The sequence below is a fragment of the Sphingobacterium lumbrici genome, assembly GCF_006476045.1.
GTDB classification, from domain to species: Bacteria; Bacteroidota; Bacteroidia; order Sphingobacteriales; family Sphingobacteriaceae; genus Sphingobacterium; species Sphingobacterium lumbrici.
Genome location: NZ_SRZY01000029.1, coordinates 127931 through 147074 on the forward strand (window position 1 = coordinate 127931; position 19144 = coordinate 147074).

Annotated in this window: 18 protein-coding genes; 8 read left to right on the forward strand and 10 right to left on the reverse strand. The window is 38.7% G+C overall.

Annotation, left to right across the window (positions count from 1 at the left end; genetic code table 11):
* Nucleotides 1–62: 62 nt before the first annotated feature.
* A complete protein-coding gene (locus tag E4F24_RS11510) occupies nt 63–1253 on the reverse strand; it encodes a FecR family protein (RefSeq protein WP_140938911.1) in 1191 nt (396 codons plus the stop codon).
* Between the two features lie 68 nt (nt 1254–1321).
* Nucleotides 1322–1867 carry an RNA polymerase sigma-70 factor gene (locus E4F24_RS11515; RefSeq protein ID WP_140938913.1) on the reverse strand — a complete coding sequence of 182 codons (546 nt, stop codon included), beginning with the start codon at nt 1865–1867 and terminating at the stop codon, nt 1322–1324.
* 293 nt (nt 1868–2160) lie between these two features.
* Between E4F24_RS11515 and E4F24_RS11520 the strand changes: the two genes are divergently transcribed.
* Both E4F24_RS11520 and E4F24_RS11525 read left to right on the forward strand, forming a co-directional pair.
* The gene (locus E4F24_RS11520; protein WP_140938916.1) at nt 2161–3435 is read left to right on the forward strand and encodes a DEAD/DEAH box helicase; all 1275 of its coding nucleotides are present in this window, start codon (nt 2161–2163) and stop codon (nt 3433–3435) included.
* Between the two features lie 111 nt (nt 3436–3546).
* Nucleotides 3547–4404, forward strand: coding sequence for an ROK family protein (locus E4F24_RS11525; RefSeq protein ID WP_140938918.1), 858 nt, complete (start codon nt 3547–3549; stop codon nt 4402–4404).
* Between the two features lie 32 nt (nt 4405–4436).
* On the opposite strand, the gene E4F24_RS11530 is transcribed toward E4F24_RS11525, so the two are convergent.
* From E4F24_RS11530 to E4F24_RS11540, 3 genes are all read right to left on the reverse strand, one after another.
* Nucleotides 4437–4862, reverse strand: a complete 426-nt coding sequence (locus E4F24_RS11530) for a DUF1801 domain-containing protein (protein ID WP_140938920.1) — start codon at nt 4860–4862, stop codon at nt 4437–4439.
* 185 nt (nt 4863–5047) lie between these two features.
* Nucleotides 5048–5548, reverse strand: coding sequence for a hypothetical protein (locus tag E4F24_RS11535; RefSeq protein WP_140938922.1), 501 nt, complete (start codon nt 5546–5548; stop codon nt 5048–5050).
* 129 nt (nt 5549–5677) lie between these two features.
* Nucleotides 5678–6316, reverse strand: a complete 639-nt coding sequence (locus E4F24_RS11540) for a hypothetical protein (protein WP_140938924.1) — start codon at nt 6314–6316, stop codon at nt 5678–5680.
* Between the two features lie 119 nt (nt 6317–6435).
* Between E4F24_RS11540 and ychF the strand changes: the two genes are divergently transcribed.
* The gene (gene ychF / locus E4F24_RS11545; protein WP_140938926.1) at nt 6436–7536 is read left to right on the forward strand and encodes a redox-regulated ATPase YchF; all 1101 of its coding nucleotides are present in this window, start codon (nt 6436–6438) and stop codon (nt 7534–7536) included.
* A 57-nt stretch (nt 7537–7593) separates the two neighbouring features.
* Here ychF and E4F24_RS11550 read toward each other — a convergent pair whose 3' ends face one another.
* Nucleotides 7594–7902, reverse strand: a complete 309-nt coding sequence (locus E4F24_RS11550; protein WP_140938928.1) for a hypothetical protein — start codon at nt 7900–7902, stop codon at nt 7594–7596.
* Nucleotides 7903–8010: 108 nt separating this feature from the next.
* Between E4F24_RS11550 and mazG the strand changes: the two genes are divergently transcribed.
* The 4 genes from mazG (at nt 8011) to kdsB (ending at nt 11428) form a co-directional block, all read left to right on the forward strand.
* The gene (gene mazG / locus E4F24_RS11555; protein ID WP_140938930.1) at nt 8011–8820 is read left to right on the forward strand and encodes a nucleoside triphosphate pyrophosphohydrolase; all 810 of its coding nucleotides are present in this window, start codon (nt 8011–8013) and stop codon (nt 8818–8820) included.
* A 179-nt stretch (nt 8821–8999) separates the two neighbouring features.
* Nucleotides 9000–9998 carry a tryptophan--tRNA ligase gene (gene trpS, locus E4F24_RS11560; protein ID WP_140938932.1) on the forward strand — a complete coding sequence of 333 codons (999 nt, stop codon included), beginning with the start codon at nt 9000–9002 and terminating at the stop codon, nt 9996–9998.
* Between the two features lie 8 nt (nt 9999–10006).
* Nucleotides 10007–10621: a deoxynucleoside kinase gene (locus E4F24_RS11565; protein WP_140938934.1), complete on the forward strand. Its 615-nt coding sequence runs from the start codon at nt 10007–10009 to the stop codon at nt 10619–10621.
* A gap of 63 nt (nt 10622–10684) precedes the next feature.
* Nucleotides 10685–11428, forward strand: coding sequence for a 3-deoxy-manno-octulosonate cytidylyltransferase (gene kdsB / locus E4F24_RS11570; protein WP_140938936.1), 744 nt, complete (start codon nt 10685–10687; stop codon nt 11426–11428).
* 32 nt (nt 11429–11460) lie between these two features.
* Here the strand turns inward: kdsB and E4F24_RS11575 are convergent, their stop codons facing one another.
* Nucleotides 11461–12132 (reverse strand): BamJ family beta-barrel-assembly machinery protein, encoded by a 672-nt coding sequence (locus tag E4F24_RS11575; protein WP_140938938.1) that lies wholly within the window; start codon nt 12130–12132, stop codon nt 11461–11463.
* A gap of 7 nt (nt 12133–12139) precedes the next feature.
* The gene (locus E4F24_RS11580; protein ID WP_140938940.1) at nt 12140–13126 is read right to left on the reverse strand and encodes a glycosyltransferase family protein; all 987 of its coding nucleotides are present in this window, start codon (nt 13124–13126) and stop codon (nt 12140–12142) included.
* Between the two features lie 122 nt (nt 13127–13248).
* Here E4F24_RS11580 and E4F24_RS11585 point away from each other — a divergent pair, with 122 nt between their 5' ends.
* Nucleotides 13249–14190, forward strand: coding sequence for a zinc dependent phospholipase C family protein (locus E4F24_RS11585; protein WP_140938942.1), 942 nt, complete (start codon nt 13249–13251; stop codon nt 14188–14190).
* 66 nt (nt 14191–14256) lie between these two features.
* On the opposite strand, the gene trxA is transcribed toward E4F24_RS11585, so the two are convergent.
* Nucleotides 14257–14577, reverse strand: a complete 321-nt coding sequence (trxA, locus tag E4F24_RS11590; RefSeq protein ID WP_140938944.1) for a thioredoxin — start codon at nt 14575–14577, stop codon at nt 14257–14259.
* 97 nt (nt 14578–14674) lie between these two features.
* Nucleotides 14675–19093, reverse strand: a complete 4419-nt coding sequence (dnaE, locus tag E4F24_RS11595) for a DNA polymerase III subunit alpha (protein ID WP_140938946.1) — start codon at nt 19091–19093, stop codon at nt 14675–14677.
* Between the last annotated feature and the right edge of the window lie 51 nt (nt 19094–19144).

The following is a 19144-nucleotide window of genomic DNA, read 5'->3' on the forward strand; positions in this document are numbered from 1 at the left end:
AGAGACCATTCCCCTTATCAAGGAGATAACTCAAAATGCTCATAATTGATCTTTTTTAGGTTTTAGTTCAGCACCATCAACTTCCTTTCTGTCTCATTCATTTTGAATTTGAGATTACTCGTCAATTCAATCACTTTAAGGACTTCACCAAGCTTGACATTTCTAGGAACTTCTCCATTAAAATACTCTTGTGGAATATTGGTGTAGTCCACTTTTACATCATACCAGCGCTCTATCTCTCTCAAAATTTCTACCAAGGGGGTATTGTCGAAAACAAATAATCCATCTTTCCATGCTATTATGGATGCCGGATCCATAGCCAAAATGGCAAGTTGATTGCTATCACGGGTCATACGGCTTTGTTGATTGGGTTTCAAAATCTTGCGATCCAGCACTTCTCCACCTTTGCTTACTGTCTCCACTTGTACACTGCCTTCCAATAAAGTCGTCAGTATCTCAGGTTGATTCGAATATGCACTAATGTTAAAATGTGTACCTAATACCTGAACACGATGTCCTTGATTCTCAACTACGAAAGTCGACTTTATATTGCTCTGCGTTCTATTGGCAACCTCAAAATATGCCTCTCCCGTGAGCTGTACCTTGCGTTCAGAACCTATAAAACGTGACGGATAAGTCAAAGAAGATCCTGCATTCAGCCACACCTTAGTACCATCGGCCAGTACGACCTGATATTGACCGGCATTGGGAGTTGTTATCGTGTTATAAGAAGTAATTAAAGTCGAATTGTCTGTGTCGCCAATACTATAGATCAATTCTCCATCTGCTGTCTTTCTGATCTCCATTCCTGACTCCTCAGCAAGCTTCCCCTGGGCTACTTCTGATAAACTAATCTTACGGCCATCTGCCAAAGTGAGTACAGCCTGATTTGAGCCCGGTACGATATCTAGTGTCAAGGCCAGATCCTGTGGTGTTTGCTGTCTTTGTGTCACCCAAACCCCCAAAGTGAGCACCGTGATAAGAGAAGCTGCCACCATCCATTTGACGAGTGAGCGTCGTGGTCTAGTGGCCTTCAAGCGAGCAGTGTTCCAATCCTCCAAAATCCCTTTGCTCATGTAGTAATCGTGACGATCTTGTATCTCCCGCCTTCTATCAACACTTTGTTCCATCCACGAACCCAGCTGTGGAAACTTCTTTTTCCACATAACTAGTTCCTCCTTTTCTTCGGGCGTAATTTCCCCGTTGATATAACGGTCTACTAAATATGCTATTCTTATGTAATGTTCATCCATGTTTATGGTACTCAGCTACTGGTTATATCATAAAGACACGTTGAGCGGTAAAAAGGATGAAAGAAAAATTAAAAAAATAAAAAAAAGGATTTCACGGTCCGCATCTTTGGGACAAGATGCTTTCTCAAAAGTTCTACAGCACGTCTTTTATGGGTTTTGACCGTATTAATAGAGGTTTCTGTCAATTCTGCAGCCTCTTGGTTAGACTTCTCTTCCAGAAAAGTAAGTTTACATATCTGCTGACATGCGGCTGGCAAAGTTTCTATAGCAGCATGCAATTCGCGTATCGATTCACCATAGATCAATGCATCTAAGATATTCTCCTCCCACTGCACCTCCTCCGCAACTGTGCGCTCTTGATAACGTTCGGCCACCTCTTCCCTTCTCAGATAATTCAACGAAGAATTCTTGACCATGGTATATAAATAGGATTTGACCCGATGCTCTTCAGCAGGAAGATGATAATTACTCTCCAATAACTTGACAAATACGTCTTGCACAATATCTCGTCCTGTCTCCTCACAACGAACGATTCGCCAAGAGAACTCGATAAGTCCAAAATAATATGCGTCAAATACTTTCTTTATCTCATTTTCTGATATAGACTTAGGCATGAGTAATCATATTTTTGGATTTATTGTTTTTATATTTGATTGCTAAAAGTAAGCCCAAGGTATATATTAATATTGTAATATCCAACACATGTAATAACAACTGACCTCTACCTTCAACCATATCGATTACTTAAGTCTTACAACAAAAACCGAATGAATATTATAGATAAATTGACTAACTGTACCATTCAAGACTGCATGAATTAGAAAACAGAAGTAAAAATTGAACCTGTCAAGTTTTTTCAGGAAGTTTAGCTAACTTTGTAGATTCGTATTCATTTAAATATTCGCCAGTGTCCTTAGATAAATTAAAGCTTAGTAAACGTCTTCATACATCCATGAATGACCTAGGCTATATTACAGCAAAAGAAATCCAGTTAAAATCACTCTCTCGAATAATCGGTGGCCATAGCATTATTGGCATTGCACCTGAAGGAGCTGGAAAAACAACGACATACGTTATCGGGGTATTGATGCGCTTAAAATATACGCAAGATGAGGCTCCCAAAGTCTTAATTTTAGCGCCTAATGAAGAAAGAATTACTGAAATAGTTGATCGTTTTCTGACCATCAGCAAGAATAAGAACCTCCATATTATAGGACTCAAAGCGAGTGGGAGCATAGAAGAAGAGATCGAAAATCTGGTCCGTGGGGTAGACATTGTAGTAGCAACTCCAAACCGTGCTCGGGCTATATACCTAAAATTAGGGCTTAATTTAAATCGTATTCAGACCTTCATCATTGATGATGCAGAAGAAATAGTGAAGCAAGGAATGCAAACTCCTGTAAGAGAACTAGCACAAAGCTGTGGAAAAGTCCAGTATTTAGCATTTAGTACTGTCGACCATGAAAAATTGCATTTGATGATCGATGACTTTATGCCTTTTGCTACACTGATTGAGACAGAAGACCTTGGTGATAAAATATCTGAAACACATGAACTCATGTTATATCAGGTCCCTAATTTTACTACGAAAATCAATTTGTTAAATGTGTTGATGAGAGACGATGATGTATTTGATAAAGTGGCGGTATTTGTGAATAGCCGACTTACTGCACAAAAACTTAGTCAAAGTCTACATGCTAAAGATGGAGAAGTTGCAGTCTTAAACCCTTTACTTCATGAGGATGCAGGTATTGATGATATCAACGATTTTAAGCAGATCCCCGAATGTCGAATACTCATTATTGCAAACGAAGGCACAAATGATATTGATTTAAGTGGGATTCCTTTTATATTTCATTTTGAAGTACCGGAAAATAGAGAAGTGTTTGTGCAACATGTCGAAAAAACTTCAAATGATGAAGTTATAGCGATTACATTTGCGACAGATCTTGAACTTCCGGCACTCAAAAAAATAGAACAGTCTTTGGGAAAGAAAATCCCTGTGATGCCTCTACCGGATGATCTCATTGTCTATCGCCCACCCAATACTCCAAAAGAAAAGATTGAAGTGGACGAGTCGCTAGGTGGAGCTTTTCATAAAAAGAAAGAAAGCAATAGCAAAAATTACAACCTCGGTGCTGGGGTAAAAGCCAAAATGACACGGAAGAATAAGAAAAGATAATATCATAAAAACCAATTTTTCCAATTGTATAAAATTCACCATTCTATAAATCATGTATAATTCACTATTTTTAATTAATTTAGTTGTCTGCCACTTCAATTTTTAACGTTCATGAAAGATAAGTTAATACTTTGTATTGATATCGGAGGTACACATATAGCTGCTGCAGCTGTACAAAAAACGGATGAAAAAATTTCACCTGTAGCTGACGCAAAGGGAGAAGTAGATAGCTCCGCTGACCGAAATGCTATACTAAACCAATGGGAACAAACGATCAATCAAGTTTGGGATTCAAGCTTGCATAAAATAGATGCTATACTCTTTTCCATGCCCGGCCCTTTTGATTATAAAAACGGAATCTGCTTAATGGATGGTATGCATAAATATCAGGCATTGCTCAACATGGACATCAAATCTTATTTTGCAAAGAAATATGATGTTTTGCCTAACAATATACAGTTTGTGAATGATGCTGAGGCTTTTCTCTTAGGAGAAATACATCATTACGGTTTGCAAAAGAAACAAATTGTCGGGCTAAGTATAGGAACTGGTCTGGGATCAGCCTTTTACAACGGAATCGAGGTAAAGGGGCTAAATTACGGATCGGCCCCCTTTCGTGAGGGAATCTCTGAAGATTATATGTCGACTCGGGGTATTTTGTCCTTCCTTCGACATGAGGGTGTGGATGGAATTCCAAATGTCAAAGCTTTAATAGAAACTGAAGATTTAAAACAACAAAGCGATGCGGCCTTCTACTTTCTGTCGGAAGCTTTGCTGGAGTTTATAGAAATTTATGTTCTGCCACTAAAACCTGATGCCATTATCTTAGGGGGAAATATAGCGAAATCGCATAACAGATTTCTACCATCGGTAAGGAAGGGAATTGATATTCCTATCCTCGAAGCATCATTTAACGAATGGAATTTATTTTTTGGATTAGCATCCACTATTCCTGTTCATCTTGCCTAAGGCGAGATGAACAGGAATAGTGGATTTCAGTCTTAATGCTTTCCATATTTTGATTGTAGAAAATAAATGGTTTCTTTTATCATCATTTTCAAAACGGCTTGATCAATGTCAGATAATTTTTTAACATAAATACAGGCTTTCCCCATTTTAAACTTTCCGAGATCTTTAAGCAGGTGTGCATGTTCCTCCCCCCCCAAAGAAACATATAGAGAAATTGCTGCTTTTCTTGGAGAAAAGCCAATAAGAGGAGCATCGCCTTCGTGCCCACTTTGATATTTGTAATGATAGTTCCCGAATCCAATAATAGAGGGACCCCACATTTTGGGTTCATAGCCAGACAAATCCTTCATCAGCTTTATAAGTTCAAAACTATCTTTCCGTTTTTGTTCAGTATCCGCAAAAGAGTGAATAAACTCTTCAACATCTTTATCGGTTTCTGTAGTTTTATTTTTTGCCATTGTTTATTTGTATTTATCATTCGATCCGACACCTTGCAATATCCACATGGGTTTTATTTCTTCAACATGCTTTATTTTAAGCAACGAAAATGATTATTTTTATCCTTATTTTATTCTTTCCATTACTTCGTAAACGCACAAACTCGGTCATCAAGACGTGTGGAGAAATTAACACCATACCCGGCTTATCTTCTCTTGTCTAGTCCATTATTATGCTTGACTTTGTTTTCCTGCTTATCATACTTTCTTTTAGCATCATACCGGCGATTGTCTCTCTTATGATCATCTCTCCTATATTCGCGATCCCTATGCGAATCTCGAAGTATTGCCTGCGAGTAATTATTGGCGTATCTCGAATACGTAATACGGTGTGTTCGGTGATGTTGCCATGGACTGCGATCGTTTATTACAACTTTATACGTGCGGTATAAATTAATTTTTTTGTACCTAGCAGGAAGCTTCGACTTGGTAACCCATCTATTACCCTGATAATATGTATACCTTCTATGTACCACATCATAATACACATCCATTTCGGGTATGTAATAATAACGGGCATAAGCGTGCCCTACAGGACCCCAAAGTGGTTGGCTGCCTATATTGATGCTGACATTCACCTGAGCTTTACCGACCTGAACAAAACCAATTCCTAAAAATACGAGTACAAAGTAAACCACTTTTTTCATAATAACCTCCTTTAAATTAAATGCCCCTAAGAGAGCGTACATTTTTAACTAAGTTTGTTATTATGACTACATCGTATCACAAAGGGATTAACAGGTTAAATATTAAAATATGTAAAGAAAATGCGACAATTAGAAGGTAAATCCGACTTTAAGCCCCCAATTAAACAGATGCAATTCTTCCCTACGCTCAACCGCCACATCTCCAGCACCTAACTCAAAAATTTGTCTTTCAGTGTGTTGATATTCAAGGTACGGACCTGCAACGAGCCCCAATCTATTTTTAACACGAATACTTACGCCAGTGGATACATCAGCGATAAAGCCCGATTTGAATTTGGGGTCATCTGATTTGAAATTAATTTTGTAAAAATCTTTAACGTCAGAATTCAAATTCACCCCAAACGCATACCCCAAAGATGTACTAATAAAAGGTGATGCTTTCTTATCTAAGAACCGAACATTAAGATGCCCATATAACGGGATCATTAATTCTTGATTAAAGTCGATGTCGAACCAATTATCTTTGGAGCTAGAATAATCAAAATCCAGGTAATGCCGAATACCTGTACCGGCTCCTATGGACACATACGGACTTAGTGTAACCTGACCAACGTAGTCAAACTTTAGTTGCATCATCTCTATCTCCTCATTCAAAACTGTAAACGCTGAACCAAATGTTACTTTACTCTGAAAGCCAGGTTTATAGCCAGTCTGGCCAAATGCTGTAAAAGAAGCAAAGGTCAATAATAAAAGGAAAAATTTCTTCATAATTTTATTTTTTTTGATAAAGATAGTTTTAATTGAAGAAATATCAAATACACTTATTCCTATTTAATTAGCATCATTTTCCTATCTTTGTAGAATTTTAAAATTATCAGCAAAAACTAATGGCTTTACAATGTGGTATCGTTGGTCTACCAAATGTAGGTAAATCAACATTATTCAACTGTTTGTCTAATGCAAAAGCGCAGGCGGCTAACTTTCCTTTTTGTACTATAGAACCTAATGTCGGTGTCATCACTGTTCCTGATGCCCGCTTAAATAAATTAGCCGAATTGGTAAACCCACAGCGTATTGTACCCAATACGATCGAGATCGTGGATATAGCAGGCTTGGTAAAAGGAGCTTCCAAAGGAGAAGGGTTAGGTAATCAATTTCTAGGTAACATCCGGACGACGAATGCGATCATACACGTACTACGTTGTTTTGACGATGGCAATGTCATCCATGTTGACGGATCAGTAGATCCTATCCGCGATAAAGAAATAATCGATACGGAACTTCAACTGAAGGATTTGGATACTGTGGTAAAACGTATCCAAAAAGTGGAGAAAATGGCAAAAACAGGTGGGGATAAGGATGCAAAAAAAACGTTTGAAATTCTTTCTATTGTAAAGGAACACCTAGAAGCTGGTAAATCGGCCCGCACGGCTGCTATATCAGAAGAAGATTTTGTGTATATCGAGGATCTGACCTTACTAACTATCAAACCGGTACTGTATGTATGCAATGTGGATGAAGCCTCTGTAAACACGGGAAATGATTATGTAGCGCGCGTGAAAGAAGCTGTAAAAGAAGAAAACGCAGAGGTATTGATTATTTCTGCTCAGATCGAATCTGAAATTGCACAGCTGGAGAGCTATGAAGAACGTCAGCTATTCTTGGATGACCTAGGCTTGACCGAATCAGGAGTACACAAGTTAATTCGTGCAGCCTATTCGCTGTTGGATTTAGCCACCTACTTTACTGCCGGGGTACAAGAAGTACGTGCCTGGACGATAGAAAAAGGATTTACAGCACCTCAGGCAGCTGGTGTAATCCATACCGATTTTGAAAAAGGTTTTATCCGTGCCGAAGTAATTAAATACAACGATTTTGTAAATTTGGGTTCAGAAGCAGCCGTGAAAGAAGCTGGAAAACTCGCTGTAGAAGGAAAGACATATATCGTTGAAGATGGCGATATCATGCATTTTAGATTTAACGTATAAGGATAAAGGATTATATAAGGGGGGATATACCCCTTTATATAATTGGTTCTTTGCAAATTAATTTTGAGTTTGTTTAGAACGAATTTCTAAATTGATAATAATATCACGTTTACGGCCTTCGATCACCGATAAGTTTCCGGCCACAAATACGCCCTTATGACCTGAAATTGTATTCCGTATCCCATACACAGATGACTCATCGCCGGGATCAGTTATCCCTTCATACCGATACAGATAATCAATCGTGAAATCATCAGATTCTGAAAATAATTCATCAAATTCTTGGTTGTAATCGATTGTATAACCCTCCTTATTTAATTTTGCTAATGCTATGACAGGTGTGTCATAATTGAAAACAGTCTCCATAAAATTTAATTCTTGTTATACATTTATAACAAATAATGGTGCATTAGGTTTCTATGATTTATATTTTTAAAAATTGCTGTACCTTTGTACTTCAATAATACGTATATCATGCCACATACTCCACCCGAAACAAAACATACCTCGTCAGAAGCTTTTGATCGATTGTTACAGGTTCTGCATACACTACGCGAAGAATGTCCTTGGGATAAAAAGCAAACGATGGAGAGCCTACGGCTTCTTACAATAGAGGAAATGTACGAATTGACGGATGCTATATTGGATAAAGATACAGAAGAAATCAAAAAAGAACTTGGCGATGTCATGATGCACTTGGTCTTTTATGCACGTATTGCAGAGGAACAAAAGCAATTTGACATTGTGGATGTGCTAAACGCCGTTTGTGATAAATTAATCACAAGACACCCTCATATCTACGGCGACATCCAGGTAGCCAGTGCCGAAGAAGTAAAGCAAAATTGGGAAATAATCAAGCTAAAAGAAGGTAACAAATCCGTATTATCCGGTGTTCCGAACGGATTACCTGCCCTAGTAAAAGCGTACCGTATACAAGACAAGGTGCGGGGCGTAGGATTTGATTGGGAAGATAAAACACAGGTATGGGAAAAAGTAGAAGAAGAGCTTGCTGAATTTAAAGCCGAATTTAACCTCGAAAACGAAGCCGAAATAGATTACGCTAAAGCCGAGCAGGAATTTGGTGATCTGCTTTTTTCATTGATCAATTACGCCAGGCATATCGGTATCAATCCCGAGAATGCTTTAGCTCAAACAAACAAAAAATTTATATTCCGGTTCGCCCATCTTGAAAAAAGAGCAAGTGAAAATGGGCAGCAACTTAAGGATATGACGCTAGCTGAAATGGATGTATATTGGAACGAAGCGAAAATGCTGAAATCGTAAAAAGCACACAGTTCATCCACAAAAACAACCGACTATTCTTATGCATCGGCAAAATTAATACATAACGCTAAATCACGCAGTGTATATAAATTTCTTCCCCATTACACTACACTTTGCCGGTACACCTAAATAAAGTAAGATTAATAAATTAACGAATTAATATGTAAATTCGCAGGTATATGGAAACTGTTGTCAGCGGTATCAGAAGTACCGGAAAATTACATTTAGGAAATTATTACGGAGCGTTGGGGAATTTTGTTAAGATGCAAAATGAATACAATTGCTTCTTTTTTATAGCGGATTTGCATTCTTTAACGACCCACCCTACTCCACATGACTTGCAATCTACCGTTCGGCAAGTGGTGGTGGAGTATTTAGCCGCAGGAATCGACCCCGAAAAATCCACTATATACGTTCAATCAGATGTACCGGAAGTTGCGGAACTGTACCTCTATATGAATATGAATGCTTATCTAGGTGAATTGGAGCGCGCAACCTCCTTTAAGGATAAAATCCGTTCAAATCCGAATAATGTAAATGCCGGATTACTGACTTATCCGGTATTAATGGCCTGTGATATCTTGATACATCACGGTGTCAAAGTACCTGTAGGAAAGGATCAAGAGCAGCACCTCGAAATGACCCGGACATTTGGAAATCGTTTTAATCGCATGTATGAGGTGGATTATTTCAAAGAAGCATTTGCGTTTACCTATTCCGATAAATTGGTGAAGGTGCCGGGATTAAGCGGACAGGGTAAAATGGGTAAATCTAATGGTGAAGGCGACTGTATTTATTTATCGGACACACCGGATGTGATACGTAAAAAAATCATGCGTGCACAATCTGATTCCGGGCCTACGGAAATGAATCAGGTAAAACCGGACTCCATTCAGAATCTATTTGATCTTATGAAAGTAGTGTCTACTCCAGATACGCTCCAACACTTTGATAATCTCTACAACAACTGTGAGATACGTTATGGTGATTTCAAAAAACAATTAGCGGAAGATATGGTTTTAGCTACAGAGCCGGTGAGGTCTCGCATAGAAGATATATCTAATGATAATGAATATATTAAGAAAGTACTTAGATCAGGAGCTGAGAAAGCACAGGCTAGTGCACATAAAACGATTAAAGAAGTAAGAGAGATTATTGGACTAAAAAAACTATATTAAATTTAGATATGCATATAGCGATAGTAGGAAATATAGGTGCTGGAAAGACTACATTGACCAAATTGTTGGCACATCATCTGAATTACGAGCCTCAGTTTGAAGCCGTAGACAATAATCCCTATTTGGAAGACTTCTACAGCGATATGAAACGATGGGCGTTCAATCTCCAAATCTTCTTTCTAAATAGTCGATTTAGGCATATAGTCGAATTACAAAGTAAGGGGATTAAAATGATTCAGGATCGTACTATATATGAAGATGCTTACATCTTTGCAGAAAACCTATACGATATGGGATTGATGAGTGCCCGTGACTTTGAAAATTACAGCAATATTTTTCAAAGTATCATACACTATATCAAACCGCCGGATCTCTTAATTTATCTGAAAGCTTCTGTACCTACGTTGGTAAATAATATACAACTTAGAGGAAGAGACTACGAATCCGGCATTCGCCTCGATTATTTATCCAAATTAAACGACAAATATGACAAATGGATAGACAGTTATGACGATGGTAAATTGCTGGTATTGGATAAAGACAATCTAGATTTTGCTAATAATCCGGAAGATCTGGGAACTATCATCCGAAAAATCGAAACAGAACTGTTCGGACTTTTTTAATACGTATTTTTTCAATAAATAATACCCCTAAAAGGCAATTATTGAATAAATAACTTTATACAGATGAAAATAATAGGCATAATTCCCGCTCGATACGATTCTTCCCGCTTCCCGGGTAAGCCTTTGGCAGATATCGGAGGTACATCCATGATCCGGCGGGTGTACAATCAGGCAAAACATGCTTCTGCACTTAGTGAAGTAATAGTAGCTACAGACGACCAGCGTATCTATGACCACATCAAAAGCACTGCTGGTAATGTCGTGATGACCAGAAAGGATCATCAATCCGGAACTGACCGCTGTGCCGAGGTAATAGCGTCACTTGAGGGGTTTGATATTGCCATCAACATCCAGGGTGATGAGCCTTTTATTGACCCTCAGCAAATAAATCTATTGGCTTCTTGTTTTGAAAATCCGACAACCCAAATCGCTACTCTCGTACATAAAGTATCATCGAATGAAGAATTATTAAATGAAAATAAACCAAAAGTGGTATTGAACAAAAATGGAGAGGCTATTTATTTTTCCAGACAAGCTATCCCTTTTTTAAGAGGTGTAAAAATCGAAGATTGGTTAACTAAGAGGCCATTTTATAATCATATAGGTATCTATGGCTACCGAACAGAAGTTCTAAAAGAAATTAGTGCCCTGCCTGTATCTCACCTCGAACAAATGGAAGCTTTAGAACAGTTGCGTTGGCTGGATAATGGATATAAAATTCAGACGGCAGTATCTGCACATACTAACGATGCCATAGATACACCGGAAGATCTAACATATATTATGAACAAATACTTTAATAGCTAAACGTCTATAACAACATCTCCGAAACTTATTATTTACACCACATTCTTCACTTTGATTTCTAAAAGTTCGACCTCAAATATCAAGGTGCTAAAAGCAGGTATTTGCCCCGTTCCACGCTCGCCATATCCTAGATGCTGTGGAATGTAAAACTTGTATTTTGAACCAACTTTCATCATCGGTATACCAATCTTCCATCCTTCTATTACACGGCCAAGATCCAAACTAAGAGGTTGGCCACGGTCGTGTGTACTATCAAACTGATTGCCATCAATCAATGAACCTATATAGTGTACAACGACTTCATCTTCAACAGTAGGTTGTGCGCCCTCTCCCTGCACCAAAATTTCATATTGTACACCTTCAGGTGTTACCTTTATATTGGGATTGGTTTTATTTTTGGCTAAAAACTCTTCACCTGATTTCCTCAACACCGCATTACGCTCGTCCGCTAACTTTTTGATGGTTCCTTGAATAATTTGTAAATTTTGCTCTTTACTAAACAAACCTTCTTGCTCTACTAAAGAAGAAGAAATAGCCTGACTAAGTATCTGGATATCTATATCAAAACCTGCTTTTTTCAGTGAAGAACCAATGTCCCTTCCAAGTGCATACGACAATGAATCTTTAGGTGTCACAAGACTTTGGGCATGAGCCGCAGAAACAGCCAGGGAACTTATAAAAATCAGGTTCAAAAATTTGTTCATATTAATTCTATTGATGTTTATTGATAATTTGTTCAACGATCTGTAGCGTATTGTCTTGATAATCCACCTGAACAGTAGCTTTGCTATTAAGCCAAAGCGCTATATCGTATTCGTATTTCTTTTTTAAGCTCTTTATCACTGGTACGCCCATTTCCTCCAATGCGGCAGAATTCAGATGCTGTTCGTATTGATTCTTCATGGGAATGACAAGTAATTTTTTTCTAAGATACAAAGCTTCTGCCGGAGTTTCAAAACCTGCCCCACACAATACCCCTTCCGAAGAAGCCATACTTTTCACAAAGGCCTCACTATTAATAGGATTGATGGATATATTTTTATAATGAATAGCCTTCATATTATGCTTTGAAAATACTTCCCACTTAATATTTTGGAACTTCGAAAGATGTTTCAGGATATGTGCATCATCATAAGAAGGCAAGTACACCGTATAATGTCCTTCATTTGTCGGTTTCAACTCGCGAATAGGTTTACGGATAACGGGAGTAAAAATATCGTCGTGGTAGCTTTTAAAATGAAAACCATACGAGTGTGTACAAGGAGCATAGTTTTTCATAATAAACTTCCCCATCATATCACTATCTTCCGGTTTCGGACTACTTTTATGCATGGCTCCGATCTGATGGCTCAATCCGATGCAGGGTATATCCCGTGTATGACAGGCCCAGGCAGTAATGGGTTCAAAATCATTAATCACCAAGTCATACTTTTCTACCGGAATAGAATTTATTTCCTGAATGAATTTACGCAAAGTAGAACTCATAAATGTTTTCCAAATATCTACGCCTCCGGATTTACCAAAAATAAAACTCATTCCATGAAGGCGATATCTGATCTCAAAAGGAAGACAGATGTCCGCTTGAATACCACTGATAAGTACGTCTACCTCACCAAATTTTTGAAGACAAGGTATAACATCCATTGCCCGACATAGATGTCCATTTCCAGTACCTTGAATTGCATAAAGTATCTTCATGTGGTTTAATATATTCATCCGAAAGTACGCATTTTTTTAAAATGATTCTGTTAAACCTGATTTAATAAAATTTAGTTAACTTTAAGTTTACAATCAACTAATTATAAAGTAATCATATACACATGAAATTCATTGCGACTACACTTCTTTGTTTAACCCTTTTTCTACTCCTTACCTCTTGGGGATTCTATGCGCACAAACAAATAAATGAGAACGCAGTCTATACATTACCCACCTCATTAGCCCGATTCTATAAAAAGCATCTTAAAACTATAACTGAAAAAGCAGTAGATGCCGATAAGCGCTGCTACATCGATACCTTAGAAGGTCCCCGGCACTATATCGATCTTGATAAATACGACGAAGGCACGGATTCTATTCCCATACACTGGAGCAAAGCAGTAGCAAAATTTACAGAACGAAAATTACTCGCTAATGGGATGGTACCGTGGCAAATTTGGAGAACTTACCTAAATCTAGTGAATGTGCTTAAAGAACGGGATTATAACCGCATCATTCAGTTCAGTGCTGATCTTGGCCATTACGTGGCAGATGCACATGTTCCTTTGCATACGACTAGCAACTACAATGGTCAATTTTCAGATCAAATAGGAATCCACGCATTCTGGGAAACAAGATTGCCCGAGATGTTCGCCCATGAGTATGATTATTTTGTGGGTGCCGCGACCTATATCAATGACCCATTACAATTGGGGTGGCAGATTATAAAGGAAAGTAATGCCTTAGTCGATTCTGTCTTACATATCGAAAAGGAACTTTCAAACACCATAAAGAAAGCCGATCAAAAAAGTTACATTACACGCAATAATCAACTGACATTAAACTATTCGGACACCTATGCGACCTCCTACCACCGCGCCCTAAATGGCATGGTAGAGAGAAGATTCAGGTCTTCTATCTATTATGTCGGATCATTGTTGTATTCAGCGTGGATCGATGCCGGTCAACCTAATCTTGTTCGTGAAGCGGGTTCAACAGAACCAGTAGAAGATAAAATAGAATACACTGACAAAAAAATATTAGGCAGGGAAGAATGGCACTAAGAAAAAGGGTATAAAGCATAAAAAAGAGCGAATATTCGCTCTTTTTTATGCTTTTAAATAGGCTAACTACGACAATTGCTTGTCTAGCTTTTCTACCAATACAGATTTAGGCACCGCTCCGATTTGCTTATCTACAATCTCACCATTTTTGAAAAACAATAATGCAGGAATGTTTCTGATCCCAAAGCGCACAGAAATATCCGGATTATTATCCACATTAACTTTTCCTACCACTGCTTTGCCTTCATACTCATTTGCAATTTCGTCAACCAATGGCCCTACCATACGACATGGTCCACACCATTCAGCCCAAAAGTCAATTAGTACGGGTTTATCTGATTTTAATACAACTTCTTCAAAGTTGCTATCTGTAATTTCTAATGCCATAATATACTCTCTTTTTAAAATTGATCAAACTTATGTACAAATATAAATAAATCCAGACAAATGAATTCTAATCGCGATGTAAAATATCTAAACCTTATCAATTTAATCTATAATTGACCCCCTCCATCTCCTCCAAGCCGTCTAGTAGTTCGTTAGTAATATGTATTTTTGTTGTCTTGGCTGGCATCTCTACTACAAATTCGTCCTGAACATCCATTACTTTAAACTTCAACTGGCAGTTAGCGGGGTTGGCTTCGTCGATAGTAGACTGCACCAGATTGTTGATTTCGTTTACCATCTCATTATTCAATTTATGCAATGCGATCTGAATGGTGAAACTCTTCGCCAACTTGTCACGGAGATCAGATAATAACTGAATACCCTTTAACTCGAATCCCCAATTCCCAACCTGTTTAAAGCGTTCCTGAACCAAACCCCTTATCTGCACAAAATAACCTTCCTGCAGGTAACCTTTAAATTTGACGTAGTCTTCTCCAAAGACGGCAATTTCATAGGAATCGTAATAATCTTCAAGAATAAAAGAACCAAATGGTTTGCCAGATTTAGCTACTTTGTGGGCTGCACTGGCAATAATACCCCCAATGATAACTTCTTTATTCTTGATCCGGTTGAAATCCAATAATACCTCTTGTTCAACCTCAGAGGCTTTCACCTTATTAATAAGCTGCAAATCAGTCACATTATTCTGACAGAAATGTTTAATTTCAAACTTATAATTGTCCAATGGATGGCTAGTCAAATAAATTCCGATAACATCCTTTTCGTATTTCAATTTTTCGATCAAGCCCCATTGTGGACAAGGTGTCAAAATAGGTTCCGGCAAGTCGGCCGCCGCTCCTCCACCAAACAAACTGGCCTGCGCCGACTGCTCATTTTCTTTGAAACGCTGACCAAATTTCACTGCTTTTTCTATACCCGTCGAACCATCTCCGTCCCTAAAGAAATATTGTGCACGGTGGGTATCGGTAAATCCGTCAAATCCACCTCCATAGGCTAGGCTTTCGAAGGCTTTTTTATTCGCTGCACGAAGATCAATCCGTTTAGCAAAATCAAAGATCGATTTGTACGGACTTGTCGCCCTAGTCTGTACGATAGTATCTACCGCCCCTGCTCCAACACCTTTTACGGCCCCTATTCCAAATCGTATCGCACCTTGCTCATTTACCGTAAATTTGTAGTGAGATTCATTTACATCGGGGCCCAGCACCTGTAATCCCATCCTTTTACATTCTTCCATAAAAAATGTAACCTGCTTGATATCATTCATATTATTTGAAAGTACCGCAGCCATATATTCTGCCGGATAATGGGCTTTCAGATACGCAGTTTGATAAGCGACCCACGCATAGCAGGTAGAGTGAGATTTATTGAACGCATACGAAGCAAAGGCTTCCCAGTCTGTCCAGATCTTTTCCAATACTTTTGGACTATGCCCTTTCTCCGCTGCTTGCTCAACGAATTTGGGTTTCATCTTATCCAACACCGCTTTTTGCTTCTTTCCCATCGCTTTCCGCAACACATCGGCATCACCCTTTGAAAAGCCTGCTAATTTTTGAGACAAAAGCATTACCTGTTCTTGATATACCGTGATCCCATAAGTTTCTTTCAAGTACTCTTCACATGCGTCTAAATCGTAGATGATTGGCTCTATCCCATGTTTACGTTTAATGAAAGATGGAATATATTCAATAGGCCCCGGGCGATACAGCGCGTTCATCGCTATTAAATCGGCAAATACCGTAGGTTTTAATTCCTTCATGTATTTTTGCATACCCGGGGATTCGTATTGGAATACACCTATCGTCTCTCCTCTTTGAAATAACTCATAGGTCAATAAATCATCAATCGGGAATTCATCCGGATTCAATTCTACACCATGTCTCAGTTTCACATTCGTAACCGTATCTTTAATAAGAGTCAATGTCTTCAGCCCCAAAAAGTCCATTTTCAACAAACCTGCACTTTCTACAACCGAGTTATCAAACTGAGTGACATATAAATCTGAATCTTTGGCAAGCGATACGGGCACGAAATTGGTGATGTCGCTCGGTGTAATAATCACTCCGCAGGCATGGATCCCCGTATTACGCATTGAGCCTTCCAACACCCTAGCTTGTTTGATGGTCTCGGCTTCCAAACCTGCACCTTCTGCAATTGACTTCAATTTGTTGACCGCCTCTAATTCTTCCGAGCGTAGTACTTCCTTAAGTGCTTTTTCTTCCATGGAGAAAATTTTACTCAGTTTGAGATTCGGAATAAGCTTGGCAATTTCGTTGGAATCTTGTAAAGGCAAGTCCAATACACGTGCCGTATCTTTAATGGAAGATTTAGCCGCCATGGTACCGTAGGTAATGATCTGCGCAACCTGAGATGCACCGTATTTATCAATCACGTACTGCATTACTTTTCCACGGCCTTCATCATCAAAATCGATATCTATATCGGGCATGGATACACGATCGGGGTTTAAGAACCGTTCAAAAAGTAAATCATATTGAATAGGATCCAGATTGGTAATACCTAAGCAATAGGCTACCGCGGAACCTGCTGCAGATCCACGACCAGGCCCAACTGAGACACCCATACTTCTAGCAGCAGCTATAAAATCCTGCACAATCAAGAAATATCCGGGATACCCTGTACGTTCGATTGTCGCGAGCTCAAAGTCTAATCTTTCCCGAATTTCTTCGGTTATCTTTGGGTATCGTTTTTCGGCACCGACATAGGTTAAATGTTTTAAAAAAGCGTTCTCTCCGCGCTTACCGCCATCTTCATTATCCTCGGCATGCTGAAATTCTTCGGGGATTTCAAATTTAGGAAGCAAAACATCGCGATTCAGCGCATAGATTTCAATCTTTGCCAATATATCCTGTAGGTTAAAAATCGCCTCAGGCAAATCTGCAAAAGCCTTTTTCATTTCATCCGGAGATTTGAAATAGTACTCTTGATTAGGCATTCCAAAACGAAATCCACGACCTCGTCCTACAGGAGTAGTCAGCTTTTCGCCATCCTTCACACACAGTAAAATATCATGAGCGTGCGCATCGGCTTTGTTTAAATAGTATGTATTGTTTGTTGCAACGAGCTTTACCTCATGTTTTCTTGCAAGTTGGATTAAAGATTGGTTTACCCGATCTTCATCTTCTTGCCCATGCCGCATGACTTCCATATAGAAATCTTCACCAAACAAGTTTTTCCACCAGATCAAAGCCTCTTCTGCCTGATTTTCACCTATATTAAGAATTTTATTAGGAACTTCCCCCTGTAAATTTCCAGACAAGACGATGATATCCTCTTTATATCGTTCTACCGTCTCTTTGTCGATACGCGGCACATAATAAAACCCTTCGGTATAGGCTACCGAAGCCATTTTGGCTAAGTTATGATAACCATTCTTATTCTTCGCCAGCATAACAATCTGGTATCCATTATCTTTACGAGATTTATCCTTTCGATTTTCACAGACATAAAACTCGCATCCTACTATCGGCTTTATAATCTGCTCGGATGGTTGCTTCCCCGCTTCGATCTGCTCTTGATTCCTAGCTTCGACCTCTTTGTTATGACCAATCACTTTACTTACAAAATGAAAAGCTCCCATCATATTTCCGTGATCTGTAAGCGCTACAGCAGGCATATTATACTTTGATGCAGCGGACACCAATCCGCCGATTGAGATTGTTGATTGTAACACCGAGAATTGAGAATGATTATGTAAATGCGCAAATACAGCGTCTTTTAAAGCTTCCGCTGCTTCACGATCTACAACATGAGTTACATCTTCTTTCTTTTTACTTCTTATTGCGTCGGAAGCCGCTTTGAGATTGATATGCTGTAACCCAACAGTCGGGATTACGTCTGGATTTTCTCTTCGGAATTCAATAAAATATCCCGTATCTACCTGAAGTTCTTCAGATGTGAATACTTCCCGACGTACAAGCTCAAAAAAACAGCGTGTAGTCGCTTCCACATCGGCGGTCGCATTGTGTGCTTCGGCAAAAGGCACTCCAAATAAATACGAATGGAGTTCGGTTAAGTTAGGTAACTTATATCTTCCGCCACGACCTCCCGGAAGTTGGAGCAACTCTGCGGTAACTTCCGTACAGGTATCCAATATTGGTTTATCATTCAATGTTGTTTTTACCCCATAACGATAATATTCTGACCCCATAATATTGAGGTCGAAACCGATATTCTGACCGACTACAAACTTGGCTTTAGCTAAAGCTATATTGAATTTATCCAATACCTCTACCAACGGCACACCTTGTTCTATCGCTAATTCTGTAGAAATACCGTGAATTTTTTCGGAATCGTAGGGAATATTGAACCCATCGGGCTTAATTAAATAATCCTGATGCTCGATCAGATTACCCATTTCATCATGCAGTTGCCACGCTATTTGAATACAGCGAGGCCAATTATCCGTATCTGTAATCGGTGCGTCCCAGCGTTTTGGCAGCCCTGTTGTTTCCGTATCAAATATTATATACATGCATTCTTTCTTTTATCGAAAACAAATTTAATGAATATAATTAAGTCGTTT